Source organism: Achromobacter sp. RT286_PF, assembly GCF_059760425.1.
In genome coordinates, this window is sequence record NZ_JCBAMR010000001.1 from 184,575 (window position 1) to 210,619 (window position 26,045).

The 26,045-nt window shown below is 65.6% G+C and carries 21 protein-coding genes and 1 pseudogene; 7 read left to right on the forward strand and 15 right to left on the reverse strand.

Annotation, left to right across the window (positions count from 1 at the left end; genetic code table 11):
- Nucleotides 1–154 precede the first annotated feature (154 nt).
- The 3 genes from icd to AC6LJY_RS00880 all read left to right on the forward strand — a co-directional run bounded on the left by icd (nt 155) and on the right by AC6LJY_RS00880 (nt 4,656).
- Nucleotides 155–1,411 (forward strand): NADP-dependent isocitrate dehydrogenase, encoded by a 1,257-nt coding sequence (gene icd, locus AC6LJY_RS00870; RefSeq protein ID WP_006217809.1) that lies wholly within the window; start codon nt 155–157, stop codon nt 1,409–1,411.
- Between the two features lie 121 nt (nt 1,412–1,532).
- A complete protein-coding gene (locus AC6LJY_RS00875) occupies nt 1,533–2,825 on the forward strand; it encodes an O-antigen ligase family protein (RefSeq protein ID WP_498135083.1) in 1,293 nt (430 codons plus the stop codon).
- A gap of 244 nt (nt 2,826–3,069) precedes the next feature.
- Nucleotides 3,070–4,656, forward strand: a complete 1,587-nt coding sequence (locus AC6LJY_RS00880; protein WP_314358122.1) for a methyl-accepting chemotaxis protein — start codon at nt 3,070–3,072, stop codon at nt 4,654–4,656.
- Here AC6LJY_RS00880 and AC6LJY_RS00885 read toward each other — a convergent pair.
- From AC6LJY_RS00885 to kdpF, 9 genes are all read right to left on the reverse strand, one after another.
- The gene (locus tag AC6LJY_RS00885) at nt 4,589–5,488 is read right to left on the reverse strand and encodes a 4-hydroxy-tetrahydrodipicolinate synthase family protein (protein WP_498135084.1); all 900 of its coding nucleotides are present in this window, start codon (nt 5,486–5,488) and stop codon (nt 4,589–4,591) included. The genes AC6LJY_RS00880 and AC6LJY_RS00885 overlap by 68 nt on opposite strands.
- A gap of 2 nt (nt 5,489–5,490) precedes the next feature.
- Nucleotides 5,491–5,811, reverse strand: coding sequence for a hypothetical protein (locus tag AC6LJY_RS00890; RefSeq protein ID WP_046803398.1), 321 nt, complete (start codon nt 5,809–5,811; stop codon nt 5,491–5,493).
- 142 nt (nt 5,812–5,953) lie between these two features.
- Entirely contained in the window at nt 5,954–6,712 is a 759-nt protein-coding gene (locus AC6LJY_RS00895) for a TorF family putative porin (protein WP_498135085.1), read from the reverse strand.
- A gap of 223 nt (nt 6,713–6,935) precedes the next feature.
- Nucleotides 6,936–7,628, reverse strand: coding sequence for a two-component system response regulator KdpE (gene kdpE / locus AC6LJY_RS00900; protein WP_046803396.1), 693 nt, complete (start codon nt 7,626–7,628; stop codon nt 6,936–6,938).
- Nucleotides 7,629–7,641: 13 nt separating this feature from the next.
- Nucleotides 7,642–10,455, reverse strand: a complete 2,814-nt coding sequence (locus AC6LJY_RS00905) for a DUF4118 domain-containing protein (protein ID WP_498135086.1) — start codon at nt 10,453–10,455, stop codon at nt 7,642–7,644.
- A gap of 51 nt (nt 10,456–10,506) precedes the next feature.
- Nucleotides 10,507–11,142, reverse strand: a complete 636-nt coding sequence (gene kdpC / locus AC6LJY_RS00910) for a potassium-transporting ATPase subunit KdpC (protein ID WP_498135087.1) — start codon at nt 11,140–11,142, stop codon at nt 10,507–10,509.
- Between the two features lie 212 nt (nt 11,143–11,354).
- Nucleotides 11,355–13,514: a potassium-transporting ATPase subunit KdpB gene (kdpB, locus tag AC6LJY_RS00915; protein WP_498135088.1), complete on the reverse strand. Its 2,160-nt coding sequence runs from the start codon at nt 13,512–13,514 to the stop codon at nt 11,355–11,357.
- 22 nt (nt 13,515–13,536) lie between these two features.
- The gene (kdpA, locus tag AC6LJY_RS00920; protein WP_498135089.1) at nt 13,537–15,333 is read right to left on the reverse strand and encodes a potassium-transporting ATPase subunit KdpA; all 1,797 of its coding nucleotides are present in this window, start codon (nt 15,331–15,333) and stop codon (nt 13,537–13,539) included.
- Nucleotides 15,333–15,422 carry a K(+)-transporting ATPase subunit F gene (gene kdpF / locus AC6LJY_RS00925; protein WP_046803392.1) on the reverse strand — a complete coding sequence of 30 codons (90 nt, stop codon included), beginning with the start codon at nt 15,420–15,422 and terminating at the stop codon, nt 15,333–15,335. The genes kdpA and kdpF overlap by 1 nt, the downstream gene beginning before the upstream one ends.
- Before the next feature lie 743 nt (nt 15,423–16,165).
- Here kdpF and AC6LJY_RS00930 point away from each other — a divergent pair.
- Together AC6LJY_RS00930 and AC6LJY_RS00935 are read left to right on the forward strand one after the other, a co-directional pair.
- Nucleotides 16,166–16,435: pseudogene (locus tag AC6LJY_RS00930) on the forward strand (DUF4212 domain-containing protein); the annotation flags it as partial.
- 116 nt (nt 16,436–16,551) lie between these two features.
- On the forward strand, nt 16,552–18,654 hold the full coding sequence (locus tag AC6LJY_RS00935; protein ID WP_498135090.1) for a sodium:solute symporter family protein: 2,103 nt from the start codon (nt 16,552–16,554) through the stop codon (nt 18,652–18,654).
- Here AC6LJY_RS00935 and AC6LJY_RS00940 read toward each other — a convergent pair.
- The 5 genes from AC6LJY_RS00940 to trxB form a co-directional block, all read right to left on the reverse strand.
- Entirely contained in the window at nt 18,651–19,862 is a 1,212-nt protein-coding gene (locus tag AC6LJY_RS00940) for a hypothetical protein (protein ID WP_498135091.1), read from the reverse strand. The two genes, AC6LJY_RS00935 and AC6LJY_RS00940, sit on opposite strands and share 4 nt — an antisense overlap.
- Nucleotides 19,849–20,475, reverse strand: a complete 627-nt coding sequence (locus tag AC6LJY_RS00945) for a hypothetical protein (protein WP_498135092.1) — start codon at nt 20,473–20,475, stop codon at nt 19,849–19,851. Before AC6LJY_RS00945 ends, AC6LJY_RS00940 begins: the two co-directional genes overlap by 14 nt.
- 77 nt (nt 20,476–20,552) lie before the next feature.
- Nucleotides 20,553–20,882 carry a DMT family transporter gene (locus AC6LJY_RS00950; RefSeq protein ID WP_046803388.1) on the reverse strand — a complete coding sequence of 110 codons (330 nt, stop codon included), beginning with the start codon at nt 20,880–20,882 and terminating at the stop codon, nt 20,553–20,555.
- Nucleotides 20,879–21,547, reverse strand: coding sequence for a Smr/MutS family protein (locus AC6LJY_RS00955; RefSeq protein ID WP_046803387.1), 669 nt, complete (start codon nt 21,545–21,547; stop codon nt 20,879–20,881). The genes AC6LJY_RS00950 and AC6LJY_RS00955 overlap by 4 nt, the downstream gene beginning before the upstream one ends.
- Nucleotides 21,534–22,493 carry a thioredoxin-disulfide reductase gene (trxB, locus tag AC6LJY_RS00960; protein WP_332612635.1) on the reverse strand — a complete coding sequence of 320 codons (960 nt, stop codon included), beginning with the start codon at nt 22,491–22,493 and terminating at the stop codon, nt 21,534–21,536. Before trxB ends, AC6LJY_RS00955 begins: the two co-directional genes overlap by 14 nt.
- A 42-nt stretch (nt 22,494–22,535) precedes the next feature.
- Here trxB and AC6LJY_RS00965 point away from each other — a divergent pair, with 42 nt between their 5' ends.
- Nucleotides 22,536–24,920, forward strand: coding sequence for a DNA translocase FtsK (locus AC6LJY_RS00965; protein ID WP_120154118.1), 2,385 nt, complete (start codon nt 22,536–22,538; stop codon nt 24,918–24,920).
- The gene (gene lolA, locus AC6LJY_RS00970; protein WP_046803384.1) at nt 24,920–25,543 is read left to right on the forward strand and encodes an outer membrane lipoprotein chaperone LolA; all 624 of its coding nucleotides are present in this window, start codon (nt 24,920–24,922) and stop codon (nt 25,541–25,543) included. The genes AC6LJY_RS00965 and lolA overlap by 1 nt, the downstream gene beginning before the upstream one ends.
- A gap of 45 nt (nt 25,544–25,588) precedes the next feature.
- Here lolA and AC6LJY_RS00975 read toward each other — a convergent pair whose 3' ends face one another.
- Nucleotides 25,589–26,002: a RidA family protein gene (locus AC6LJY_RS00975; protein ID WP_104143630.1), complete on the reverse strand. Its 414-nt coding sequence runs from the start codon at nt 26,000–26,002 to the stop codon at nt 25,589–25,591.
- Nucleotides 26,003–26,045 lie beyond the last annotated feature (43 nt).

A 26,045-nucleotide genomic window follows, 5' to 3' on the forward strand; every position in this document is an offset into this window, starting at 1 on the left:
CCGATGGCGGCCGGTTGCCGGGAACCCTTTGCGATATAGAATTGGTTGCTATCCGCTATCCGGTGTGCGGTCAGACAGGGGTTTTTCCCTGCGGAATCGGACGCTTTTCGATGCGGCGCGTGCAGAAAAACCACCCGGAGCAAATGGAGCATTCATGTCCTACCAACATATCAAGGTTCCCGCTGGCGGCCAGAAAATCACGGTCAACGCTGATTTCTCGCTGAATGTGCCTGAACAGCCCATCGTTCCCTTCATTGAAGGCGACGGCACGGGCGCTGACATCACCCCGGTGATGATCAAGGTTGTCGATGCCGCGGTGCAAAAAGCCTACGGCGGCAAGCGCAAGATCCATTGGATGGAAGTCTATGCCGGCGAGAAGGCCACCAAGGTCTACGGCCCGGACGTCTGGCTGCCCGATGAAACCCTGGAAGTCGTCAAAGACTACGTGGTGTCCATCAAGGGCCCGCTGACCACCCCGGTGGGCGGCGGCATTCGGTCGCTGAACGTGGCGCTGCGCCAGCAACTGGACCTGTACGTCTGCCTGCGCCCGGTGGCGTACTTCAAGGGCGTGCCTTCGCCGGTGCGTGAACCCGAAAAGACCAACATGGTGATCTTCCGCGAGAACTCGGAAGACATCTATGCGGGCATCGAATACATGGCCGAAAGCGAACAGGCCAAGGAACTGATCCAGTTCCTGCAGACCAAGCTGGGCGTCAAGAAAATCCGCTTTCCGAACACCTCGTCCATCGGCATCAAGCCGGTGTCACGCGAAGGCACCGAGCGCCTGGTGCGCAAGGCCGCGCAGTACGTTATCGACAACGACCGCACGTCGCTGACGCTGGTGCACAAGGGCAACATCATGAAGTTCACGGAAGGCGGCTTCCGGGACTGGGGCTACGAGCTGCTGCAAAAGGAATTTGGCGCGCAGCTGATCGACGGCGGCCCGTGGTGCAAGTTCAAGAACCCGAAGACGGGCCGCGAGATCATCGTCAAGGACGTGATCGCCGACGCCTTCCTGCAACAGATCCTGCTGCGTCCGGCCGAATACGACGTGATCGCCACGCTGAACCTGAACGGCGACTACATCTCGGATGCGCTGGCCGCGCAGGTGGGCGGCATCGGCATCGCCCCGGGCGCCAACCTGTCGGATTCGGTTGCCATGTTCGAAGCCACCCACGGCACCGCGCCCAAGTACGCCGGCAAGGACTACGTGAACCCCGGTTCCGAAATCCTCTCGGCCGAAATGATGCTGCGCCACATGGGCTGGACCGAAGCGGCCGACCTGATCATCTCCAGCATGGAAAAGTCCATCCTGTCCAAGAAGGTCACGTATGACTTTGCCCGCCTGCTGGAAGGGGCGACGCAGGTGTCGTGCTCGGGCTTCGGCCAGGTCATGATCGAAAACATGTAAACCCGCGGTTCGTATCAAGATGGTCCGCTGAACCCGCCCGCCGTCATGGCGGGCGGGTTTTGTCTAACGTATCCGCATGAAGCGCGCTGGCGCTTACGCTGCTCTTACCAGGTTGATCGCTGTGCCCCGACTGTATGTATCCCTAGCCACCTGGCTTGTATTGCTGGTTCCCGCGCTGGCGTTGACCAGCCCGGTGGGCGGCCCCGCCGTTCTCTATCTGAGCGCGCTGATTGCGCTGACCGCGCTGGCCGTGAACGCCGTCAAGCGCTACGAGCCCATGGACTTCCGGGCCTTGTGGCCCATGTCGCTGGTGCTGCTGCTGCCCCTGGCCTGTATGTTCATCACGTCGGCGGTGCGCGGCGTGTGGAGCAATTCCGAACTTGAAAAGCTGTTGCGCTTCGCCTTGGCGCTGCCGGTGCTGTGGCTGCTGCTGCGTGCGCCGCGCCCGTGGTTGAAGGCGGTGCAATGGAGCGTGCTGGTGGGCGCCTTCGGCGGGGCCATGCTGCTGATCGTCACGATGGCGACGGTGGGCCGCAACGGCATGGTGGACGTGGGCGGGCGCTATAACGCGGTGGCGTTCGCCAACCTGACTCTGCTGCTGGGCGGCATGACCTTGCTGTCGATGGGCTTTGGCGCCTGTACGCGCTGGCCGCGCATCGAAATGGCGGTGAAGCTGGCGGTGGTGCTGCTGACCGTCTACGCCACGTGGCAGTCCGAGACGCGCAGCAGCTGGATGTTGCTGCCGATTCTGGCGCTGGTATTCCTGCTGGGCCTGCGCAACTGGAGCCGTCGTCACAAGGTGTATTGCGCGCTGGCGCTGTGCGTGGCGCTGGCCGCCAGCGCCGCCGCCATCTGGACGTTCAGCAGCCGCATGCACGAGATCACGTCCGACGTGCAGGGGTTTGCCACGTCGTCCAACCGCGATACCTCGTTTGGCATCCGCTTGCAGCTGTGGCATGCGTCGCTGCTGATGTTCCAGAAAAGCCCCATCGTGGGCGTGGGCCCCAGCATGTTCCGCGAAGAGTTGCGGCACTTGCAGACGCAGGGGATCGTGACGCAAGAGGTGGTTGAAGGCTTCGGTGAGCCTCACAACGATATGCTGGGTGCGTTGTCCGGATATGGCTTGCTGGGCTTGATGACCATTCTGACCTTGTATCTGGTGCCGGCCGCCGTTTTCTTCCGGCGCATGGCCAGCGACGACCGCGTGATACGGGTGGGGGCGCAGCTGGGCTTGTTGTTCTGCCTGGGTTATTGCGCGTTCAGCTTGACGGAGATGATGTTCCGCAACATGCGCAGCGTGCCCAATTACTCGCTGATCGTGGTCACGCTGATCGCGCTGACGACGCCGCGGCCGACCAAGCAGGCAGTGACACCGCCGGCAGTGACCCCGCAGCCGGTACCCCCGCGGCCATGACCTCCCATCCCTGACGACCCGGCATCCAGCCGCCGGGCCCGCACCAAACAAACGCAAGGCGTCCCGCGCCTTGCGTTTTTTTTTGCGCCCGGCGCTTGCGCCAGATCAACAAGCCCGCGCGCGCTTGGTGAAAACCCTGCGTCTTCTCCGTATCCTGACAAATCGCAAATACATAAACAGTCACATTTTGCCGTCTATCGTTTCAGGCGCGCAGTGGGCATGACAAGCACTACAAGGAAATCCGGTGAAGAACTCCAGTCTGCGCAGAGAGTTGTTGTGGTTCGTTTTCGCGATAGGCGCGGCCGTGCTGGCGCTGGGCGCCTGGGATGCGTGGCAGCGTCGGGGTGAAATGGTCGAGGACCGCAAGACGGAACTGCGGCACGTGCTGGACCTGTCGGCCGGCATTTTGCGCAACGGCAAGCAAAGCGTCAGCGAAGGCATGCCGCTGGCCGAGGCCAAGCGCAACGTGGCCAGGCGCCTGTCGCAACTGCGCTATGGCGCCGACGGCTATGTGGGCGCATTCGGCGATGACTACGCCTTGCTGGTGCACCCTGACCCGAAATTGGTGGGCACCAACGTGCGTGACATCAAGGACGTGGACGGGCTGCCCATATTCCAGCGGCTGTATGCCGGCGGCAAGGCGGGCGGCGGCTATGTGCACTACCGCTTCCCACGGCCCGGCGCGGAGGAAGCGCTGCCGAAGATCAGTTACGCAACCTACGACGCGGAATGGGGCTGGCTAGTCTTCACGGGCCTGTATGTAGACGATGTGGACGCCGCGTTCTACCAGACGCTTTGGCGTCAGGGCGGGGCCACCATCGGTCTGTTGGTGTTGTTGCTGTTGGCGGCGCTGCGTTTTTTCCACACCCATGTGATCCGCCCCTTGGACGAGGCCGTGGCGCTGTGCGAACGCGTGGCCAACGGCGATCTGGCAGGCGAGGTATCCGGCAACCATCGTGGCGAAATCGGGCAGCTGTTCGAAGCCATGGGGCGCATGCAGACACGGCTGGAAGTGGCCTTGCGCAGCATCGTGCAATCGACCGGCTCCATCGCGGCGGCCTCGCGCCAGATCGCGGCGGGCAGCCTGGACCTGTCGGACCGCACCGAAAAGCAGGCGGCCGCGCTGGAACAGACGGCGGCCAGCGTCGAAGAAATTACGGCTACTGCCCGCCAAAGCGCGGAACACGTGCGCGAAGTCAGCGCGCTGGCCGCGCAGTCGGCAAAGTTGGCGCGTCAGGGCAGCGAAGAAACGCAGCACGCCATCGACGCCATGCGCGAGATCTCGCACAGCTCGCAGCGCATCGGCGAGATCATCAGCGTGATCGACGGCATTGCGTTCCAGACCAACATCCTGGCCCTGAACGCGGCGGTGGAAGCCGCGCGCGCGGGCGAGCAGGGGCGTGGGTTTGCAGTGGTGGCGGGCGAGGTGCGGGCCTTGGCGCAGCGCTCGGCCACGGCCGCCAAGGAAATCAAGGACCTGATCGAAGCCTCGTCCGACTCGGTGGCGCGCGGCAGCGAACGCGTGGGGCAGGCCAGCGCCACGATGGGCAGCGTGCTGGAATCGGCGGCCACCAGCGCGCCGTTGATGGGGGAAATCGCCACGGCGTCGGCTGAACAAAGCACGGGCATCGAACAGATCAACCAGGCCGTCACGCACCTGGACAGCGTGACGCAACAGAACGCCGCACTGGTCGAAGAGTTTGCCGCGTCGGCCTCGACCCTGCACGATCAGGCCGACGGCCTGGCGCGCGCCGTGTCGGTATTCAAGCTGTCTGCAAGCGGCTCGGCAGCGCCTGCATTGCGCCCAGTGCTCGTTGCAGCCGCGGCGTGATCTCGCGGCTGGCGGGCATCATGGGCATGCGCAGTTCGTCGGCGATCAGGCCTTGCATGGCCAGCGCACGCTTGATCGGCGCGGGGTTCGGTTCGGCGAACAGCAGCCGGATCAACGCGCGCAGCGGTTCGAATAGCGCTCGGGCGGCGTCGGCCTGGCCCGCGCGCGCCAGCCGCATGATTTCAACGTGGCGTTCGGGAAACAGATGCGCGGCGGCCGGTATGGCGCCGTGTCCGCCGGCCAGCCAGTGGTCCAGCAAGGACAAATCGTCGCCACACAGCGCATCCAGCTTGCCGCGCGCATTCAGGGCGGCAAGCACGGGCGCATCGCATTCCTTCACCGCCGAAAAATTGGGCAAGGACGCCAGTGTTTCCATGGTTTCCACCGTCATCGTCACGCCGGTGCGCTTGGGGATGTTGTACAGGATGATGGGGCGATCGGTGGCCCAGGCGATCTGCCGGTAATGCCAAAGAATGCCCGCCTGCGATGGGCCCAGATAATAAGGCGGCGGCACCAGATAGCCCGCCGGTCGTAGCTTGTCCAGGCGCCGGATGGCCGTGGCCACGCCGCGCGTGTCCACGCCGCCCGCGCCGAACACCAGCGGCAGCGCGTGCGGATCGCTGTTGATCGCCTGCGCCATGTCGATCTTTTCGGACAGGCTCAGCAAGTTGCCTTCGCCGGTCGACCCGAACAGCACCAGCCCGGTGATGCCCGCGTTGCGGTAATAGCGGGCCAGCGCCTGGGCCGCGTCCGCGTCTACATAGCCGCCACGCAGCGGCGTGATCATCGGCAGCCAGATGCCTTCAAAGCGGGGGGTGACGGGCATGTCCATGGTTATTGCCCCGTCAGGGTGGCGGCCGGGCGCACCGTGCCGAATTCGGCCTGCGGCAGCCCACGCATGACGGCTTGCATCATGTCATCCAGTTGGTCCCGGCTGCATTGCAATTGCAGCGTGCTTTGCGCGCGGGCGTGGTCCACCGACAGCAAATAGATGCCGATGCGCGTGCCCAGTGCCCGATGCAGCGCCAGGCGCACGTTCAAGGCATCCAGCGTATCGATCCTGACCGTCAGCGCCACCTGTTCGTTGCGCGCCTGAGCAGGCGCGGGAAAGGGGGCAAGCAAGGCGGGGCCAGAGGAATTGGGTTGGGCGATCATGGCGGGGGCGGGGCGGAAGGCGCTGCTTGCGGCGATCCGCGTATCGGTTGGTTGATGACGATTCCACTATAGGAAGGGCGCCGTAAACCGCGCCGATAAAAGCGGGCGCGGCGCGTAAAAATCGCGTCAACGCCCGGGGGGATCAAAAGGTTTTGGTCAAGGACAGCACGCCTGTCGCGCGGCCCATGTCGCGACCGCGGGTGTTGGTATAGACGGCGCGATCCGCGTTGGTGTCCAGGTAGGCCAGCGATACCGACAGGCCTTGTCCAAAGTCCTTGGTCAGCCCCAGCTTCCAGTCGGTATACGACCCGTTGTCCACGTTTTTCACCATCTGGCGGCCGGCATGGGCGTTCAGGCTCAGGCCCCACACCCCGGTGTCGACGTTGGCGCTCAGGTCGAAGTATTGGCTGTATTTGCTGTCGGCAAAGCCGAACAGGTTGGTCATGGCAATGGAATACTTGAACATGACCGGGCCATAGCCGATGCCGGCGTAGAGTTCGGTGGTGTCGGGGCTGGTGTAGCCGGACGGGAAATCGCCCGGGTAGTAGTACTGCAAGACCCCCAGGTCCACGGGCACGCCGTCGGCCACATTGCCCTTGTAGCCGCCGTAGAAATCCATTTCCACGGGGGCGGAAACGTCGGGGTTGCTGTCGCCGAGCCAGCTGATGCTGGAATTCCAGTTGCCCAGATAAAAGCCGCTGCGGTGGGCAAGGTCGAAGCCGCCTTGCACGGCGGGTTTGTTGTCCGACTGCATCAGGCCGCGATAGCGGTATTGGCTGGTCAGGCTGAGGTTTGCGGACAAAGTGAAGTCGGGGTGGGCGGTGGCGACCGGGGCGTCATTGGCTTGGGCGGTGGCGGCCAGCGTCAGCAGCGCCAGCGCGGCCAAGGAATTGCGGGACATGGAATGCTCCTGCTGTTGAACGGATGGCAACAATAGGAGGATCGGCATAAAGCGCGAGACAAGACACAGGCGGCACGCGTAAAGATCGCGTCAATGTGGATTACAGGCACGACGATCGCAGGCACGGGGATCACAGGCACGTTGATTACATCCACGTTCACTACATCCACGTTCACTACATCCACGTTCACTACATCCCAGTCACCGCGATCCGTTGCCCCGCTCAGCCCGCGAAGCGGTACCCCACGCCGATCTCGGTCAGCAGGAACACGGGCTGCGCGGGGTCGGCTTCGAGCTTTTGCCGCAGGTGCCCCATGTAGATGCGCAGGTAGTGGTTGCTTTCGATATGCGACGGCCCCCACACCTCGCGCAGCAGTTCCCGATGCGTCATGACCTTGCCCCGGTGCGCCAGCAGCGCGGCAAGCAGCCGGTATTCCATGGCGGTCAGGTGCACGTGCTGGCCGCCGCGTTCGACGACGCGCCGCGAGAAGTCGACGCGCACGTCGCCAAAGCTGATCTCGGCGGCGCTGGCCGCGCCCGCCCGCGCATGGCGGCGCAACAGCACGCGCAGCCGCGCCAGCAGTTCGCTGACGCCGAACGGCTTGGTCAGGTAATCGTCGGCGCCCGCGTCCAGCGCCGCCACTTTGTCTGGCTCGGCGCTGCGGGCCGATAGGACCAGCACCGGCACCTGCGTCCAGCCGCGCAACTCGCGGATCAGCGTCATGCCGTCTTCGTCGGGCAGCCCCAGGTCCAGCACGATGGCGTCGGGCTGGCGCGTGCCGGCCTCGATCAGGCCGCGCTTGACCGTGTCGGCCTCGTGCACGGCGCAGCCCTCGCTTTCCAGGGCCTGGCGCACGAAGCGCCGGATGTTGGCGTCGTCTTCAATGATCAGGACGGTAGGCTGGTAGTCGAACATGCAAAAGGTGCTTTCAATGGGAATTGGGGGAATCGGGGGATTCGGTGGATTCGGGCTGGACGTCGGGCGGGGTGCCCAGCGGCAGGCTGAAGACGAACTGCGCGCCATGGGCCTGGCCCGGCGTGTGCTCCACCCAGATACGGCCGTGGTGGGCCAGGATGATGGCTTCGCATACCGCCAGGCCCAGGCCCACGCCGGGGGTGGCGGATTCGCGGTCACCGCGCGTGAATTTTTCGAAGATGCGGCGTTCGGCGCCCGGCGCGACGCCGGGGCCGTTGTCGCAGACGGCCACGCGCAGCGAGTCATCGTGCACCGCCGCGTGGATATGCACGGTGCTGCCGGGCGGCGTGTACTTGGCGGCGTTTTCAAGCAGGTTGCACAGCACGCGTTCGATCAGCACGCCGTCGCATTCCACCAGCGGCAGGTCGGACAGGCGCGCAACGGTGACGTGGTGCGCGGCAAGCGGCTCGCGCATGGCGGCCAGCGACGCGCCCACCAGTTCTTCAATGGACTGCCATTCCAGGCGCAGCGGCGTGTCGTGGCTTTGCAGCCGCGCCATGTCCAGCAGATTGACCACCAGCGCATGCATGCGCTGCGCCTGGTCGCGCATGGCGCGAATGGTGTCCTGCACATCGTCCGGCAGCGTGCCCGGCCGGCGCGTCAGCGTGTCCGTCATGCCGACCAGGCTGGTCAGCGGGGTGCGCAGGTCATGCGACACCGCCGCCAGTAGCGAATTGCGCAGCCGTTCGGATTCCATGCTGACCAGCGCCTGCTGCGCGACTTCGACATAGTGCAGCCGCTCCAGCGCAATGGCGATCAGCGTGGCGTAGGCCTCGATCTGACGGCGCGCGTCGGGATGCGTGAACAGACTGCGGCGCGGCGCGGCCAGGGCCAGCACGCCGCGCGTGCGCATCGGCGCTTTCAGGGGCAGGTACAGCAGGTCGCTGTTGGACAGCGTGGCGGTGCCCGCGCCGGCGGGTTGGCCATGGTCATACACCCATTGGGCCAAGGCGGACTCCAGCGCCGGCATATCGTCGGCGGCGGGCGAGGCCAGCTTCAGGCGGTCGTCCAGGCCCAGGATATACAGCGCGCAGCGCGAGCCGAACGTGGCGTGCACGAATGCGCCGGCCAGCGCCACGATCTGTTCCGGCAACAATGCCGACGACAGCTCGCGCGCGAATTCGTACAGGCTGCGCGCGTCGGCTTCGCGCTTGACCGACACCTGCGCCTGTAGCCGCAGCCCGGCCGTCAGCTGCCCGATCAGCAGGCCCACGGCCAGCAGCACGGCGAACGTCAGCAGGTACTGCACGTCCGACACGGCAAAGGATGCCAGCGGCTGCACGAAGAAAAAGTCGAACAACGCCACGCTGACTACGGACGCCAGCGCGGCCGGGCCACGCCCGTGACGCAGCGCCACGGCCACTACCGCCAGCAGGAACAGCATGACGATGTTGGTCTGGTGCAGCGCCGGAAACGCCAGCATCGACAAGCCCGTGGCGGCCGCGCAATAGCACAGCGCCCAGGCATAGCCCGACCAAGGCGCAGTGTTGCGGTCATCGGCTGGCGTGCGTGCGCGGTGCCCCAGCGTCAGCGGGTCGCGCCCTGGCGCCGCGCTGGCGGGCAGGGGCGGTGCCCCCAGCCGGATGATGTCGATTTCGGGGCAGCCCGCGGCCAGCATGTCGGCAAAGCTGTGGCGGCGCCACAGCCAGCCCGGCGCCAGCGCCGCCGACAACAAGGCGGATAGCGACACGCGCAGCCGTTGCAGGCCGCTTGCGCGGGTGCGCCCCACGACGGCCTTGGTGATGTTGTGCCGACGCACGTAGCGCACAACGGCATCCACCATGTCGCCGCCGGGCAGCGTTTCCGTGCGCGCGCCCAGGCCGTCGGCAAGCGCCAGGCTGCGCTGCATGCGGTCTTGCTGGGCCTGGGGGGTGGGCGCCGCGCGCGGCGTGTCGATGGTGACCACGTGCAGGTCGCAGTCCAATTGCTGGCTCAGGCGGTGCGCGCTGCGGATCACGTATTCGGCGTCCGCGTCCGGGCCGATGCAGGCCACCACGGCTTCGCGCGTGCGCCACACCGAATCAATGGCGCGGTCGCGGCGATACGCCTGCACGTCGTCGTCCACGTGGTCGGCGGTGCGGCGCAAGGCCAGTTCGCGCAGCGCGATCAGGTTGCCTTTGCGAAAGAAATTGCGCGTGGCGTGGCGCGCCTGCTCGGGCAGATAGACCTTGCCTTCTTTCAGGCGCCGCAGCAGTTCGTCGGCCGACAGGTCCACCAGGATGACTTCGTCGGCGGTGTCGAAGACCTCGTCCGGCACGGTTTCCCACACGCGCACGCCGGTGATGCTGCCCACCGCTTCGTTCAGGCTGTCCAGATGCTGCACGTTCAGCGTGGTCCAGACGTCGATGCCGGCGGCCAGCAATTCGTGGATGTCCTGCCAGCGCTTGGCGTGGCGCGAGCCCGGCGCGTTGGAATGCGCCAGCTCGTCCACCAGCACCAGCGCGGGCCGGGCGGCCAGCGCGCCGTCCAGGTCGAATTCGCGCAGCACGTGGCCCCGGTACGCCACATCTTTCAAGGGCAGCGTTGCCAAGCCATCCAGCAGGCTTGCCGTTTCGCGGCGGCCGTGGGTTTCGACGATGCCGGCCAGCACGTGCACGCCTTGCTCGGCTTGCGCGCGGGCGGCCACCAGCATGGCGTAGGTCTTGCCCACGCCGGCCGATGCGCCGAAGTACACGCGAAGCTTGCCGCGCACCGCCTGGCGCGCGGCGTCGTCCAGCGTTTTCAAGAGCGCGTCGGGATCGGGACGCTCGCCAGCAATGTCAGCCATGAAGCGCAAAGTGTGGGGTGGAAAAGGCTGGCGCTACTATACGCCGCGCCGTCATGGCGCAGGGCGCAATGCATCCAGCGCCAGGTTCAAGGTCAACACATTGACGGTCGGGTCACCCAGCACGCCGATCCAGGGCTTTTCGGTGTGCGCCTGAATCAACGCATCCACCTGCGCGCGCGGCAGATGACGGAGGCGCGCCACCCGCGCGGCCTGATAGTTGGCGGCGGCCGGGCTGATGTGCGGGTCCAGGCCGCTGCCGGACGCGGTGATCAGGTCCACCGGCACCGGCGTGGGGTTGTCCGGATCGGCCGCCTTCAAGGCCGCGATGCGTTCCTGGATAACTTGTGCCAGCGCGGGGTTGCGCGGGCCCAGGTTGGACCCGCCGGAGGCCGCGCCGTTGTACGGCATGGGCGCGGTGGCCGACGGCCGGCTCCAGAAGTACCGCGGTTCGCTGAACGCCTGGCCGATCAGCGCCGACCCGACGACCTTGTCGCCCTGCGTGATGAGCGAGCCGGCCGCCTCGTGCGGGAACACCACGGCGGCCACGCCGCGCGTGAGGAAGGGGTAGGCCAGGCCGGTCACGAGCGACAGCGCGGCAAAGACGACCAGCGCGGGGCGCAGGATGCCGCCTTGGCGGGCCGGGTTGGGGGCAGTGGTGGCTGCGTTTGCGGAAGTTGTGGCTTGCATGATGAATTCCTTGAATGAGGCAGGCTCTGGGCGGGCTCACCGGTGGGCGCGAGGCGCGCGCCGGGGGCCGGTAGTGACTGGGTGCGGGTTATGTCGGGGGCACGACTGACGCGGGCTACGTGCTTATGTTGCGGGCCGGGCCGGGCCGGGCCACGCCAGGCCACGCCAGGCCACGCCAGGCCGGGCCGGGCCGCGCCAGGCCGGCGCGGGCGTCAGACCCACCCCAGCGCGGCCAGCACCATGTCGACCAGCTTGATGCCGACGAATGGCACCAGCAGGCCGCCCAGGCCGTAGATCAGCAGGTTGCGGCGCAGCAGCACCGAGGCGCCCAGCGGCCGATAGCGCACGCCCTTGAGGGCCAGCGGAATCAGCACCACGATGATCAGCGCGTTGAAAATCACGGCCGACAAGATGGCCGAGGCTGGTGTGGCCAGCTGCATGATGTTCAGCACGTTCAACTGCGGATACACGGTGGCGAAGGCGGCCGGAATGATGGCGAAGTACTTGGCTACGTCGTTGGCCACGCTAAACGTGGTCAAGGCTCCGCGCGTCATCAGCATCTGTTTGCCGATTTCAACGATCTCGATCAGCTTGGTGGGGTTGGAATCCAGGTCCACCATGTTGCCCGCTTCCTTGGCGGCCTGGGTGCCCGAGTTCATCGCCACGGCCACGTCGGCTTGCGCCAGCGCGGGCGCGTCGTTGGTGCCGTCGCCCGTCATCGCCACCAGCCGGCCTTCGGCTTGATAGGCGCGGATCAGCTTCAGCTTGGCCTCGGGCGTCGCTTCGGCCAGGAAGTCATCCACCCCGGCTTCGGCGGCGATGGACGCGGCGGTCAGCTTGTTGTCGCCGGTGATCATTACCGTCTTGATGCCCATGCGGCGCAGTTCGGCAAAGCGCGACTGGATGCCCGGCTTGACGATGTCTTTCAGCTCGACCACGCCCAGCGCGCGGTTGCCGTCGCTGACCAGCAGCGGCGTGCTGCCGCGCCGGGCTACGTCTTCGGCTTGATGCAACACAGCGTCGGGCACGTTGGCGTCCAGCGCTTTGAGCCAGGACTGTACGGCGTCTATCGCGCCCTTGCGGATCATGCGTTCGCCCAGGTTCACGCCGCTCATGCGCGATTGCGCGGTGAACGGGACGAACTCCGCGTTTTCCACACGCGTGGCGGGGGCGTGCGTGGCCTTGTCGGCCAGCGCCACGATGCTGCGTCCTTCGGGCGTTTCATCGGCCAGCGAAGCCAGCCGCGCCGCGTCCGCCAATTCGCGGGCCGACACGCCCGGGGCGGGCAGGAAGGTGGACGCCTGGCGGTTGCCGAAGGTGATGGTGCCCGTCTTGTCCAGCAGCAGTACATCGACATCGCCCGCCGCTTCAACCGCGCGGCCCGAGGTCGCGATGACGTTGGCGCTCATCATGCGGCTCATGCCCGCCACGCCGATGGCCGACAGCAGGCCGCCGATGGTGGTCGGGATCAGGCATACCAGCAGCGCCACCAGCACGGTCACGGTCACCGCCGCACCGCCGCCCGCCGCGCTGACGGCGTAGATGGAGAAGGGCATCAGCGTCACGACCACCAGCAGGAACACCACCGTCAGGCCGACCAGCAGGATGGTCAGCGCCAGTTCGTTGGGCGTCTTCTGGCGCTTGGCGCCTTCCACCATGGAGATCATGCGGTCCAGGAAGCTCTCGCCGGGGTCGGCCGCGATGCGCACGAAGATCCAGTCGGACAGCACGCGCGTGCCGCCGGTGACGGAAGAAAAATCGCCACCCGATTCACGGATGACGGGCGCCGACTCGCCGGTGATGGCGCTTTCGTCCACCGAGGCCACGCCCGCGATGACCTGCCCGTCGCCGGGAATGGTTTCACCCGCTTCGATCAGCACCACGTCGTCCCGGCGCAGCAGGCCCGAAGCCTGGCTGACGGCCTGGCCGCGCCATTGATCGGGATGTGCGTCGCGGGCGTCGGCGTCGTGAAAGTTCTTGAGCAGGCGCGCGTTGATGGTGGTGCGCAAGCCGCGCAGCGTCGCCGCCTGCTGCTTGCCGCGGCCTTCAGCCAGGGCCTCGGCGAAGTTGGCGAACAACACTGTGAACCACAGCCATACGGCGATGGCCAGGATGAAGCCGGCGGGCGCTTCGGCCTGGCCGCGCAGGGCCATGACCCACAGCACGGTGGTCAGGATGCTGCCCACGTACACGACGAACATGACGGGGTTTTTCAGTTGCGCGGCGGGCGACAACTTGCGCAGGCTGTCCAGCAGCGCGGGCGCGACCAGCGATCGGGACCACATGCCGAAAGGGCGCTCTTGAGGGGTGACGTCGGGTGCGCGGGCGGCGCCGCCGCCTGCGCTTGAGGTTTGCATTTCAATCTTGGCCATGTTGTTTCCTAGCCTGTTGCATTCAAGGTTGCAGGTGTTCAGCGACCGGCCCCAGGGCCAGCGCGGGCACATACGTCAGCGCGCCCACCAGCAGCACCGCGCCGATCAGCAGCACGACGAAAAGCGGGCCGGTGGTGGGCATGCTGCCGGGGCCGGCGGGCAGGCGCCGCTTGGCCGCCAGCGAGCCGGCCATGGCCAGCACCGCCACGATCACGGCAAAGCGGCCAAACCACATCGCGATGCCCAGCAGCACGTTGTAGAAAGGCGTGTTGGCCGATAGCCCGGCAAACGCGCTGCCGTTGTTATTGGCGGCCGATGACAGTGCGTACAGGATTTCCGAAAAACCGTGGATGCCCGGATTGAGCACGCCCGCCTGGCCCGCCGATACCGACACGGCCAGCGCGGTGCCGCCCAGCACCAGCAAGGGGGTGGCGAGGATGATGATGGACACCATCTTCATGTCGTAGGCTTCGATCTTCTTGCCCAGGTATTCGGGCGTGCGTCCGATCATCAAGCCGGCGATGAACACCGCCAGCACGGCGAAGGCCAACATGCCGTACAGCCCGGAGCCCACGCCGCCGTAGACCACTTCGCCCAACTGCATCTGCAACATCGGCGGCAGGCCGCCCATGGCGCTGAACGAATCGTGCATGCCGTTCACCGCGCCGCACGATGCCGCCGTGGTGATGATGGCAAAGAGCGACGTGGCCGCGATGCCGAAGCGCGATTCCTTGCCTTCCATGTTGCCGCCCGGCGCCAGGGCCGTCATGGCGCTGTCCGCGCCGGCTTGCGCCGCCATGGGGTTGGGCTGCTGTTCGAAGTAGGCGGTGGTCAGCGCAAACGCGGCAAACAGCACCGTCATCGCGGCCAGGATGGCGATGCCCTGCCGGCGGCTGCCCACCATTTCGCCAAAGGTGAAGCACAGCGCGGCGGGAATCATCAAGATGGCCAGCATCTGCATGAAGTTCGCCAGCGGCGTGGGGTTCTCGAACGGGTGCGCGGAATTGGCATTGAAGAAGCCGCCGCCGTTGGTGCCCAGCAGCTTGATGGCTTCCTGCGAGGCCACGGAGCCCATCGCCAACGTTTGTGTCGAGGTGACGGCCGGGTCGGTCACGGCCTGGCCGGACGCGTCCAGCACCGGCTGGCCGTCGGCGTCCACGCGCGGCTGTTCGTAGTGCAGGGCCTGCACCGTCTGCACGTCTTGATACGGGCTGAAGTTTTGGATGACGCCCTGGCTGACCAGCAACAGCGCCAGCACGAACGACAGCGGCAGCAGCACGTACATCGTGCAGCGAACCATGTCCGCCCAGAAGTTGCCCACCGTGGCCGAACAGTGGCGCGACAGGCCGCGTATCAACGCAAACAGCACGGCGATGCCGGTGGCGGCCGACACAAAGTTCTGCACCGTCAGCGCCAGCATCTGCGTCAGGTAGCTCATGGTGGATTCACCGCCATAGCCTTGCCAGTTGGTGTTGCTGACAAAACTGATCGCGGTGTTCAGCGCGGAATCCGGGCTGACGGCGCCCATGTTGGCAGGGTTCAGCGGCAGCATGCCTTGCAAGCGCTGCAAGCCATAGACGACCGCGATGCCGACCATGTTGAACACCAGCACGGCCACGGCGTAGCGCTTCCAGCCCATTTCGGCCTGCGGGTCAATGCCCGCAAGCCGGTAGATGCCGCGCTCCAGCGGGCGGCCCCAGGCGGTGAGCCTGGATTGCCCGTTTTCCATGGCGACGCGTATGTAGCGCCCGAGCAGCGGCGCGATCGCAAGCAGGATTGCCAGGTACAAGGCCAGCAATCCGACGAATTCGGCGGTCATCAGAATTTCTCCGGTTTGAACAGCGCCACCAACAGGTAGACGAACAGCACGGCCGCAGTCAGGCCGCTAAGCCAGTAAAGCCAGTTCATGACGGCTCTCCCCCGGACAGGGCTGCGCAAAATTGCAGCAGGGCTAGCGTCGCGCCGGCCATGACGGCGAAGGCGGCGATATAGATGGCATCCACGTTTTTCCTCCCGGGAGCAGCGCTCCCTTCGAACGACGGGCCTGCGCGGCAAAGGCGGATGCGCGCCGGGGCAGGCCAGGTGACCAATCAGGACACCGGCAGATTACGGAGCAGGGGGTAAAAACGGGATATAGGTTGGGCGGGCGGGTGTAAACAAGAAATAAAAATGGCGCGGCGTCCGGGGCGGACCAGGGGGCTCATGGGCCGGACCGGCGCGCCCGATTCCGGGCACGGCGCGGTGGCGACCGTCATATTGCGGGACGCGCCAGATTCCTGAATTCGGCTCAATTCCGGCTTTTTTGCCAAAAAATCCCAATATTTAGAACTTTCCGGTCAAATGGCACCGTTGTGGTGCGAGGAATATGTAAATGAATGCTCCGTCTTAGGGCATTCCCCTAGTGTGGCATTCCCGCACTTGGTGCAGAATCTCTTCCCATGCAGGTGAGGAGACAAAGCCCTGCATGGGCAAATACCGGCGGCACCGGTACATAAAAAAAGTAAAGCAGTACTCAAAAAAAGCAAAACGCACAACGGCTGGCACCAAAGAGTGCCAGCCGTTGTCGCATAAAAAGCCTGGATTTCATCCGCAAGGGCTTTTCAGACGCAGCGTTTCGCGCTATCCAGATAGGGTCTGAAAACATCCTAGCTATGCCGAAATCCCGCGCATCTCTTTCCCCGCCTATCACCACCCCCTATTGGCGCCGCAATCTGCGGCTGATTCTGTTGCTGCTTGTGGTCTGGGCGGCACTGACGTTCGTGCCCGCATTCTTCGCGCGCAGCCTGAGCTTTGATTTCATCGGATGGCCCTTCGCGTTCTGGATGGCGGCCTATGGCGCGCCGTTGGCGTATCTGATCATCGTGGGCGTGTACGCGCGGGTCATGAACCGCGCCGATGAAGCCGCCGAGGCGGCGCTCGATGCGGGCGGTGGAGGGGGCGATGAAGTGGGGACCCCTGCGGGCGGCAACGGCAACGGCAACGGCAACGGCAACGGCAACAACCCCGGCAACGGCCATCGCGCCGGCGGGGGCCGCTGATGCCGTTCAGCGGAGATACCCCACAGGAATTCAGGATCCGGCTGCGCCGTATCTACGTGCTGTACACGGCCGGCTTTGCCCTGATGATCCTGCTGATGGCGCTGGCCGAGGTCCTGGGGATGCCGCGCAACTGGATCGGCTACGTCTTCCTGCTGGTCACGGTCAGCCTGTATGCCGGTATCGGCATCGTCTGCCGCACGTCGGATCAGGTCGAATACTACGTGGCGGGCCGACGCGTGCCCGCTATCTATAACGGCATGGCCACGGCGGCCGACTGGATGTCGGTGGCATCGTTCATTGGCGTGGCGGGCACCCTGTACCTGACCGGCTACGGCGGGCTGGCCTACATCATGGGCTGGACGGGCGGCTACGTGCTGGTCGCCATGTTGCTGGCGCCTTACCTACGGCGCTTTGGCCAATACACCATTCCCGACTTCATGGGCGCGCGCTACGGCGGCAACATGCCCCGGCTGGCGGGCGTGGCCTGCGCCATTCTCTGTTCGTTCACCTACCTGGTCGCGCAGATCTACGGCGTGGGCATCATCACCACGCGCATGACGGGTATTTCGTTCGAGCTGGGCATCTTCGTGGCGCTGGGCGGCATGCTGGTGTGCTCGTTCCTTGGCGGCATGCGCGCCGTAACGTGGACGCAGGTGGGGCAGTACATCATCCTGGTCATCGCCTATCTGGTGCCGGTGGTGTGGCTGTCGGTCAAGCATACGAACATGCCGGTGCCGCAATTGTCGGCCGGCGTGGTCTTGCAGCAGGTGACCGAAAAAGAAATCTATCTGCAAAACGATCCTTCCGAAATCGAGGTGCGGCGGCTGTGGCAGCAGCATGCCGATGAAATGGCGTCGCGCGTACAGGCCCTGCCCGAATCGTGGGCGTTGGAAAAGGACAAGCTGCGTAGTCGCCTGGCCCAGTTGAACGCGTCGGATGCGCCGATGGTCGAGATTCGTTCGGCCGAGCGCGAGCTGGCCGCCTACCCCGCCAGCGTGGAAGACGCGCGGGTGGCGTGGTCGCAGGCGCGCGCCACGTTCGAGGCGCGGGCCGCCCCGGCCACCCCTCACGCGGAACCCTTTCCCGCCAAAGATCCCGAAGAACAGCGCAACATGCGCGTCAACTTCCTGGCGCTGGTCTTGTGCCTGATGCTGGGCACGGCGGGCATGCCGCACATTCTGATGCGTTCATACACCACGCCCTCGGTGATCGAGGCGCGCAAATCGGTGTTCTGGTCACTGCTGTTCATCCTGCTGCTGTACTTCATGGCGCCCGCGCTGGCGTTGCTGGTCAAGTACGAGGTCTATACGCAGGTGGTGGGGTCGAACTTTCTCAGCCTGCCCAATTGGGTGCATGCCTGGAGCGCGGTCGACAGCAACCTGCTTGACGTGACCGACATCAATCGCGATGGCGTCGTGCAGCTAAGCGAGATCAGCATGGGGGCGGACGTGGTGGTGCTGGCGATGCCCGAGATCGGCGGCTTGCCTTATGTGATTTCGGGCCTGGTGGCGGCCGGCGGGCTTGCCGCCGCCCTGTCCACGGCCGACGGCCTGTTGCTGACGCTGTCCAATTCCTTGTCGCACGACATGTGGTACCGGATGGTGTCGCCGCGCATGTCGGCCGCGCGCCGGGTAATGGTGTCCAAGATACTGCTGCTGGTGGTGGCGTTTGGCGCGGCCTGGGTCGCCGCGCGCAAGCCTGCCGACATCCTGTTCATGGTGTCGGCCGCGTTCTCGTTCGCGGCCTCGTCGTTCTTTCCTGCCCTGGTCATGGGCGTGTTCTGGCGCCGCGCCAACAAATGGGGCGCTACCTTGGGCATGGCGGCCGGGCTGCTGGTTACCTTTGCCTACATGACGCATACGCATCCGTGGTTGCGCGAATGGGTGCTGGGCATTTCACGCACGCAGCCGGTGGACCTGTGGTGGGGCATCCAGCCGATTGCCGCCGGCGTGTTCGGCGCGCCGGTGGCCTTCCTGACGATCATCGTGGTGTCGCTCCTGACCCCGCCGCCGGACCGTGCCACCTTGGCGCTGGTGGATTATGTGCGCCATCCGGGCGCGCGTCATCCCGGCGATGCGCTGCCGCCCCCCAACAATTCCTAGGGGGCACCGCAGGCATTCGGCTGCCGGTTGTCGGCGTTGGTGCACGCATCCCACACGCCTGGGGGCAGCGTCTGCAATAGCGTGTAGACCTGGCCCGGCGCCCACAGCCAATGCACGCCGCCGGGGTTTTTCCCTGCCGCTTCCCAGACTTGGCGGCGCTGCGCCACGCTAAGGGTGAATTGGCCGTCCGGGCCGCTATTGCCCTGCGCCAGGATGGACGACGGATCGCGCCTGGCGCCGTAGACGTCGCCGTCATCGCCCTTGGGCTGCACAATGGCCCAGTCGTAGTGATACGACTCCATGGCCGGCGCCGCCCAGTTCGCGCCGGGCAACACCAAGACGGCGAATTCGGATGGGCGTTCCTGATAGGGCAGCCCCAGCATCAACTTTTCGTTGTGCCAGTCCAGCCGTTGGCGACGATAGCGCTGGTCGGTTTGGCCTTGCTGATCGAACTGGGTGACTTCCTGGGCATCGCCCTGGTTTTCCACATACGAAATCGTGCGCAGCAGCCGTCCGGCGGCATCGTGTACATAGCGCATCAGCGGCCGAGACGGGTCGCTGCAAGCGTTGGCGCCATGTTCCGCCAGCCATCCGTTGCTGTCATAGCGCAGACAGAAATAGGCCGAGGGGTTGGGCTTGCCCTGCGCATTCCGAGAACGCATTTCGTAGGCCGCAAGCCGGCCGGCGCTGTCGTATTGAAAGCGGGTTTCGTAGTCGGGCTTGGGCAGCCCGGGCCGCCCGGCGGCTTGCGCTGCCTGGAGGGTGCCGGGGTCGAATTGGGCGATGCCGCACAGGTGGCGGACGCCGTCGGGGCCGCGCTCGAACCGCAGCACGGTGGGGCCGAGCGTGGCGTTGGCGATGGGGTTGGCCTTGGACCCCGCGTTGATGGGGGCGGGAGACGCGGCCCCAGACGCAGGGGAGGCGTTCGCCATCGGGTCGGTCGCATACACCGACCAGTCCACCTGCTCGGCCCAGATGACGGGCGTGGCGCGTGTGCCCGTTTGCACCGCAACGGGCGGTTCCCAGGTCTTGATGCGCGAGCCGTCCAACGCCAGCAGGGTGGCGGTTTCGTCCAGCCGTACCTGGGCCACCACCGTTTCGCGCTGGGCCGATGCCGCCATGGGCTGGCACAGCGCGTGCGCCCACGTGGACGCGCACGACAGCCCGGTCAGCAGCAGCAGGCGCAAGGTGCGATCAATAGGCGGCATTGTGCAGGTAGACCATCAGGCCCCAGAGTTCGCTGCTGATGCCGCCCAGGCGCAACGCCTGGTCGCGCGTGTCCATCAGCAGGAAAGGGTAGGCGTCGCGTTCCAGCTTGCCGGGCGGGGGTAGCCGGTAGGGCTTGAAATGCTCGGGTGACAGCAGGTAGGTATTGGCCATGTCGCCCACGTCCACGTGCAGGTACCAGACGGTCAAATCGCCGACATCGACGGCGGGCGTGGTCTCGGGGTAGACGCCGCCCTGGCCGGCCGGGATGGCGCTGGCCAGCACGCCCATGAACACCGCGCGCGACCCGGCTTGCGGATAGTACAAGCCGTCGTCGCCGCGTCGCGTGAAGGTTTGGCGCAGGAAGCTGGCAGCGCGCGAACCCGGCACGACGGAGCGTGCAAAGCGTTCGTCCAGCTGCGCCTCGGTCAGCGGGCCGCGCGTGGCGGCAAGCGCATCAAGATCGTGGGTGAATGCCTGGAACCAGGCGCGGTAGCGGACGAGTTCGGCGGCGCGGTTGAAGTCCTGCGCCATGGCGTTGGCGCTCCAGAGGCCGCCCAGGCAGGCCAGGCTGACAAAGCACAGCCAGGCAAGCCATCGGCGCCAGAGCGGCATTCTGGTCACGCGCCAGCGGGCCGCGCCGGACAATTCCGCGTCACATACAGCGGCTGCACCCCCCGCGGCAGGCGCGGTCAATGGGATACCGACTTCGAAAATACGTTCATCACCACCACGCCGGCGATGATCAGGCCGATGCCAACCAGCGCGGGCGTGTCCAGGTGCTGCTTGAACAGCACCGCGCCCACGATGGAGATCAGCACGATGCCCACGCCGGACCAGATGGCATAGGCGATGCCCACCGGGATCTCGCGCAGCGTCAGCGACAGGAAGTAAAACGAAATCAGGTAGCCGCACACGGTGATCAGCGACGGCACCAGACGGGTGAAGCCTTCGGAACCCTTCAGCGCGCTGGTGGCGAAGATCTCGGCGATGATCGCCACGCCCAGGTACAGCCACTTCATTTGCGCGACCCTTCGGATTGCCGCAGCAGCACCAGCAACGCACCGGCGCCGCCTTCGCGTTCGGGAGCCTCGGAAAAAGCCAGCACTTCGTTCTTTTGCACCAGCCAGGTCCGCGCCTTGTCTTTCAGCACGGGCTCCAGCCCTTCGGATCCGTAGCCTTTGCCGTGCACGATGCGCACGCAGCGGATGCCATGGTCTTGGCATTCGTCCAGAAACGACAGCAGCGCGTGGCGCGCCTGTTCGACGCGCAGGCCGTGCAGATCCAGTTCAGCGCCCGCGCGCCATTGGCCGCGCCGCAGGTTGCGCGCGGTGTCCGGCGCCGCGTCACCACGCACGAAGGCGGTGCCGCCTTCGGACAACAGGTGCGTAATTTCGCCACCATCGGATACGCCCACATCGGCGCGCGACGGCGTTTCGCCCAGCGCGTTGGCCCGCCGCAACGCCGGGGCAGGTTCCGCCACGGGTTTGTGTTCAACCCGGGCGTCCTGCTTGATCGGCGTGACGGACTTCATCGTGCGCTGAAACGCCGCCATGTCATCCATGGGGGCGGTTTCAGGCTTCTTGATGGCGGCAACCCGCTTGGCAAGCGCTTCGCGTTCGCGCTCGGTTTGCAGGTCTTTCTTCAGGCGTTTCAGGTCGGCCAGGCCGACCTTACTGCCCCGCATTCTCCAACCACCGTTGGGCGTCCAGCGCGGCCATGCAGCCCGTGCCGGCGCTGGTGATGGCTTGGCGATAGACGTGGTCTTGCACGTCGCCGGCGGCGAACACGCCGGGCACGGACGTCATCGTGGCCATGCCGGACAAGCCGCTCTTGGTGACGATGTAGCCGTCCTTCATTTCCAGCTGGCCCTGGAAGATTTCCGTGTTGGGCTGGTGGCCGATGGCGATGAAGGCGCCGGTGACCGGCATGTCTTCCGTGACGCCGGTGTCCACGTGGCGTACGCGCACGCCAGTTACACCGCTGTTGTCGCCCAGCACTTCTTCCAGCGTATGGAACAGCTTCAGTTCCATGTTGCCGTTCTCGACCTTGGACATCAGCTTGTCCACCAGGATGGGCTCGGCGCGGAACTTGTCGCGGCGATGGATCAGGGTGACCTTGCGGCAGATGTTGGACAGGTACAGGGCTTCTTCCACGGCGGTGTTGCCGCCGCCGACCACGACCACGTCCTGGTTGCGGTAGAAGAAACCGTCGCAGGTGGCGCAGCCCGACACGCCGCGGCCCATGAAGGCCTCTTCAGAGGGCAGGCCCAGGTATTTGGCCGATGCGCCAGTGGCGATGATGAGGGCGTCGCAGGTGTAGACCTTGCCTGTGTCGCCGGTCAGCGTGAACGGGCGCTTGGACAGGTCGACCTTGGCGATGTGGTCAAACAGCATTTCGGTGTTGAAGCGTTCGGCGTGCTTCTGGAAGCGCTGCATCAGGTCCGGACCTTGGACGCCATCCGCGTCGGCGGGCCAGTTATCGACGTCCGTGGTGGTCATCAACTGGCCGCCTTGGGCCAGGCCGGTCACCAGGACGGGGCTCAGGTTGGCGCGTGCCGCATAGACGGCCGCCGTGTAACCGGCGGGGCCGGAACCGAGTATCAAAACTTTAGCGTGCGTGGGCGTGGACATGGGCGGGTATCTTTAGGTTAACGCCCAATTATAATGAGCCGCATGCCGCGTATCTCGACTGCTTCCCCGCGCGCCTCGCGCAACACCCGCAACGGGCCTTCGCCGCTACAAACGCGTATCTCCGCGTTGCTGCGTGAAGCCCGCTGGATCCTATTTGCCGCCCTGGCGGCCTGGCTGACTCTGGTGCTGGCCACCTGGAGCGCGTCCGACCCTGGCTGGTCGCACTCGGTGCCAGGCGACGTGGTGCGCAACCACGGCGGCCGCCTGGGCGCCTACCTGGCCGACATCCTGCTCTACCTGTTCGGTTTTTCCGCCTGGTGGTGGGTAATTCTGCTGCTGCACCGGGTTCGCGCCGGCTACCGGCGCCTGGCCAGCCAGCTTAAGGTAACTAACAGTAAGCAACCGGAAGTGCTGCCGCGCGTCCATTGGGAAGAGGGCATCGGCTTCTTTCTGCTGCTGGTGGGGTCGCTGGGCATGGAAGCCCTGCGCCTGTCCAGCCGGGGCACGCACCTGCCCGGCGCGTCCGAAACGGCCAGCGGCGCCGGCGGCGTCATCGGCCACACGCTGGCCGACTTGATCAGCCGCAGCATCGGTTTTACGGGCAGCACGCTGGCCTTTTTGGTCATGCTGGCCATCGGCCTGAGCCTGTTTTTCTCTTTTTCGTGGTTGGCGGTGGCCGAACGCGTGGGCTCCTGGCTGGAAGGCCTGGTGCGCCGCGTCCGTAATTCCTACGCCGCTCGCGAAGACCGCAAGGTCGGCCAGGTGGCCAAGGCCGTGCGTACCGAGCAAGTCGTGGCCAAGCAGGAAAAACTGGTGCACGAACAGCCGGTGCGGATCGAACCCGCCATTACCGTGGTGCCCAAGTCCGAGCGGGTCGAAAAGGAAAAGCAGCAGTCGCTGTTCTTCGCGCCCGCCGGCGGCGCCGAAGGCGACCTGCCCGCGATCAGCCTGCTGGACCCCCCGCTGACCAACCAGGAAACGGTGTCGGCCGAAACCATCGAATTCACCTCGCGTCTGATCGAAAAGAAGCTGGCCGACTTCGGCGTGTCGGTCACCGTGGTGGCGGCGCAGGCCGGCCCAGTCATTACGCGCTACGAAATCGAGCCGGCCACCGGCGTCAAGGGCAGCCAGATCGTCAACCTGGCCAAGGACCTGGCGCGCGCCTTGAGCCTGGTCAGTATCCGGGTGGTGGAAACCATACCCGGCAAAAACCTGATGGGCCTGGAATTGCCCAACCCGCGCCGCCAGATGGTGCGTCTGTCGGAAATCCTGGGGTCGCAGACCTATCACGCCAGCCATTCCGTCGTGACGATGGCGCTGGGCAAGGACATTGCCGGCAACCCGGTCGTGGCCGACTTGGCCAAGATGCCCCACCTGCTGGTGGCGGGCACCACGGGGTCGGGCAAGTCGGTGGGGATCAACGCCATGATCCTGTCCCTGCTGTACAAGGCCGACGCTTCGCACACGCGCCTGATCCTGATTGACCCGAAGATGCTTGAAATGAGCGTCTACGAAGGTATTCCGCATCTGCTGGCGCCGGTTGTCACCGACATGCGCCAGGCCGCCAACGCGCTGAACTGGTGCGTGGGCGAAATGGAAAAGCGCTATCGCCTGATGAGCAAGATGGGCGTGCGCAACCTGGCGGGCTACAACACCAAGATCCGCGACGCCATCAAGCGCGAGGAACCCATCCCGAACCCGTTCTCGCTGACGCCCGACCAGCCCGAGCCGCTGGCGCCGCTGCCCACCATCGTGGTGGTCATCGACGAATTGGCTGACCTGATGATGGTGGTGGGCAAGAAGATCGAAGAACTGATCGCCCGCCTGGCGCAAAAGGCGCGCGCTGCCGGTATCCACCTGATCCTGGCCACGCAGCGCCCCAGCGTGGACGTCATCACCGGCCTGATCAAGGCCAACATCCCGACGCGCATCGCGTTCCAGGTGTCGTCCAAGATCGACTCCCGCACCATTCTTGACCAGATGGGCGCCGAAACCCTGCTGGGCCAGGGCGACATGCTTTACATGCCGCCGGGCACCGGCTTGCCCGTGCGCGTGCACGGCGCTTTCTGCAGCGACGATGAAGTGCACCGCGTGGTGGAAAGCCTGAAGGCACAAGGCGAGCCCAACTACATCGAAGGCCTGCTGGAAGGCGGCGTCGAGGGCGATAACGGCGAAGGCGCCAGCAGCGTCACCGGCATCGGTGGCGACGCGGAATCCGACCCGATGTACGACCAGGCCTGCGAAGTGGTGCTCAAGCATCGCCGCGCGTCGATTTCGCTGGTGCAGCGCCACCTGCGTATCGGTTACAACCGCGCGGCCCGGTTACTGGAGCAGATGGAGCAATCGGGTATGGTGTCGGCGATGCAGTCCAATGGCAATCGCGAGATCCTGGTCCCCGCCGCTGCCGCCGCCCGAGAGGAAGCCTGATGAAGACGTTTCACCGCCTGGCCGTTGTCGCCGCCCTGAGCCTGGCGCCCGCGCTGACGTTCGCCGCCAGCGCGCAAGAGCAGTTGAAGTCGTTCGTGGCCACGGTCACCTCGGCCACCGGTTCGTTCTCGCAATACACCGTGAACAACCAGGGCCGCACGCAGCCTGCCCAGACCGGCGTGTTTTCATTCCAGCGCCCGGGCAAGTTCAAGTGGGCGGTGCAAAAGCCCTATGAGCAGCTGGTGGTGTCCGACGGGCGCGTGCTGTTCCAGTTTGACCCCGACCTGGCGCAGGTTACCGAACGCAAGGTGGACGCCGCCATCGGCACGTCGCCGGCCGCGATCCTGTTCGGATCGGGTTCGCTGGAACAGTCGTTTGATGTGTCGGCCTTGCCGTCCAAGGACGGCGTGGACTGGCTGCGCGCCAAGCCGCGCACGGCGGATGCGGGCTTTTCGCGCGTGGACATCGGCATGAAAGACAACCTGCCCGTCCGGGTCGAGCTGCTGGATTCGTTTGGCCAGACGACGCGCGTGGACTTGTCGTCCATTGCCGCCAACCCCAGCCTGCCCGCCAAGGAATTCCAGTTCACCGCGCCCAAGGGCGTGGACATCGTCAAGATGTAAGGCCGCGCCGCGCGCCGGCAGGCGCGTGGCCGGCGGTTCACCGCATCAAGGGCGCTTGTACGCCACGCAATCGATTTCCACCTTGGCGTCCACCATCAGGCTGGACTGCACGCAGGCGCGGGCGGGCGGATTTTCGCCGAAGTATTCCTTGAACACCTTGTTGAACGACGGGAAATCGCGCGCGTCGTCCAGCCATACGCCGCAGCGCACGACGTGTTCCGGGCCGTAGCCCGCTTCCTTCAAGATGGCCAGCAATTGCTGGATGGCCTTGTGGCATTGCGCCACCGTGCCGCCCTCAATCACTTCCCCGTTTTCCATCGGCACCTGGCCGGATACGTGCAGCCAGCCGTCGGCGGCGACCGCGCGCGCGAACGGCATGTGCGAACCGCCCTGGCCGGTGCCGCCACCGACGCCGTAGCGGGTGATGCCGTTTTGATCGGGGGTGGGAGTGTTGCTCATGGAGGTGCTCCTTAGTTCGTAGTGGGCAAGGATGATTCGGGCA

Excerpts from the sequence above, each read along its gene's own strand:
- icd (WP_006217809.1), top strand. The coding sequence starts at position 155 with ATGTCCTACCAACATATCAAGGTTCCCGCTGGCGGCCAGAAAATCACG.
- AC6LJY_RS00885 (WP_498135084.1), bottom strand. The coding sequence starts at position 5,488 with ATGGACATGCCCGTCACCCCCCGCTTTGAAGGCATCTGGCTGCCGATG.
- AC6LJY_RS00890 (WP_046803398.1), bottom strand. The coding sequence starts at position 5,811 with ATGATCGCCCAACCCAATTCCTCTGGCCCCGCCTTGCTTGCCCCCTTT.
- AC6LJY_RS00895 (WP_498135085.1), bottom strand. The coding sequence starts at position 6,712 with ATGTCCCGCAATTCCTTGGCCGCGCTGGCGCTGCTGACGCTGGCCGCC.
- kdpE (WP_046803396.1), bottom strand. The coding sequence starts at position 7,628 with ATGTTCGACTACCAGCCTACCGTCCTGATCATTGAAGACGACGCCAAC.
- AC6LJY_RS00905 (WP_498135086.1), bottom strand. The coding sequence starts at position 10,455 with ATGGCTGACATTGCTGGCGAGCGTCCCGATCCCGACGCGCTCTTGAAA.
- kdpC (WP_498135087.1), bottom strand. The coding sequence starts at position 11,142 with ATGCAAGCCACAACTTCCGCAAACGCAGCCACCACTGCCCCCAACCCG.
- kdpB (WP_498135088.1), bottom strand. The coding sequence starts at position 13,514 with ATGGCCAAGATTGAAATGCAAACCTCAAGCGCAGGCGGCGGCGCCGCC.
- kdpA (WP_498135089.1), bottom strand. The coding sequence starts at position 15,333 with ATGACCGCCGAATTCGTCGGATTGCTGGCCTTGTACCTGGCAATCCTG.
- kdpF (WP_046803392.1), bottom strand. The coding sequence starts at position 15,422 with ATGAACTGGCTTTACTGGCTTAGCGGCCTGACTGCGGCCGTGCTGTTC.
- AC6LJY_RS00935 (WP_498135090.1), top strand. The coding sequence starts at position 16,552 with ATGCCGTTCAGCGGAGATACCCCACAGGAATTCAGGATCCGGCTGCGC.
- AC6LJY_RS00940 (WP_498135091.1), bottom strand. The coding sequence starts at position 19,862 with ATGCCGCCTATTGATCGCACCTTGCGCCTGCTGCTGCTGACCGGGCTG.
- AC6LJY_RS00945 (WP_498135092.1), bottom strand. The coding sequence starts at position 20,475 with ATGCCGCTCTGGCGCCGATGGCTTGCCTGGCTGTGCTTTGTCAGCCTG.
- AC6LJY_RS00950 (WP_046803388.1), bottom strand. The coding sequence starts at position 20,882 with ATGAAGTGGCTGTACCTGGGCGTGGCGATCATCGCCGAGATCTTCGCC.
- AC6LJY_RS00955 (WP_046803387.1), bottom strand. The coding sequence starts at position 21,547 with ATGCGGGGCAGTAAGGTCGGCCTGGCCGACCTGAAACGCCTGAAGAAA.
- trxB (WP_332612635.1), bottom strand. The coding sequence starts at position 22,493 with ATGTCCACGCCCACGCACGCTAAAGTTTTGATACTCGGTTCCGGCCCC.
- AC6LJY_RS00965 (WP_120154118.1), top strand. The coding sequence starts at position 22,536 with ATGCCGCGTATCTCGACTGCTTCCCCGCGCGCCTCGCGCAACACCCGC.
- lolA (WP_046803384.1), top strand. The coding sequence starts at position 24,920 with ATGAAGACGTTTCACCGCCTGGCCGTTGTCGCCGCCCTGAGCCTGGCG.
- AC6LJY_RS00975 (WP_104143630.1), bottom strand. The coding sequence starts at position 26,002 with ATGAGCAACACTCCCACCCCCGATCAAAACGGCATCACCCGCTACGGC.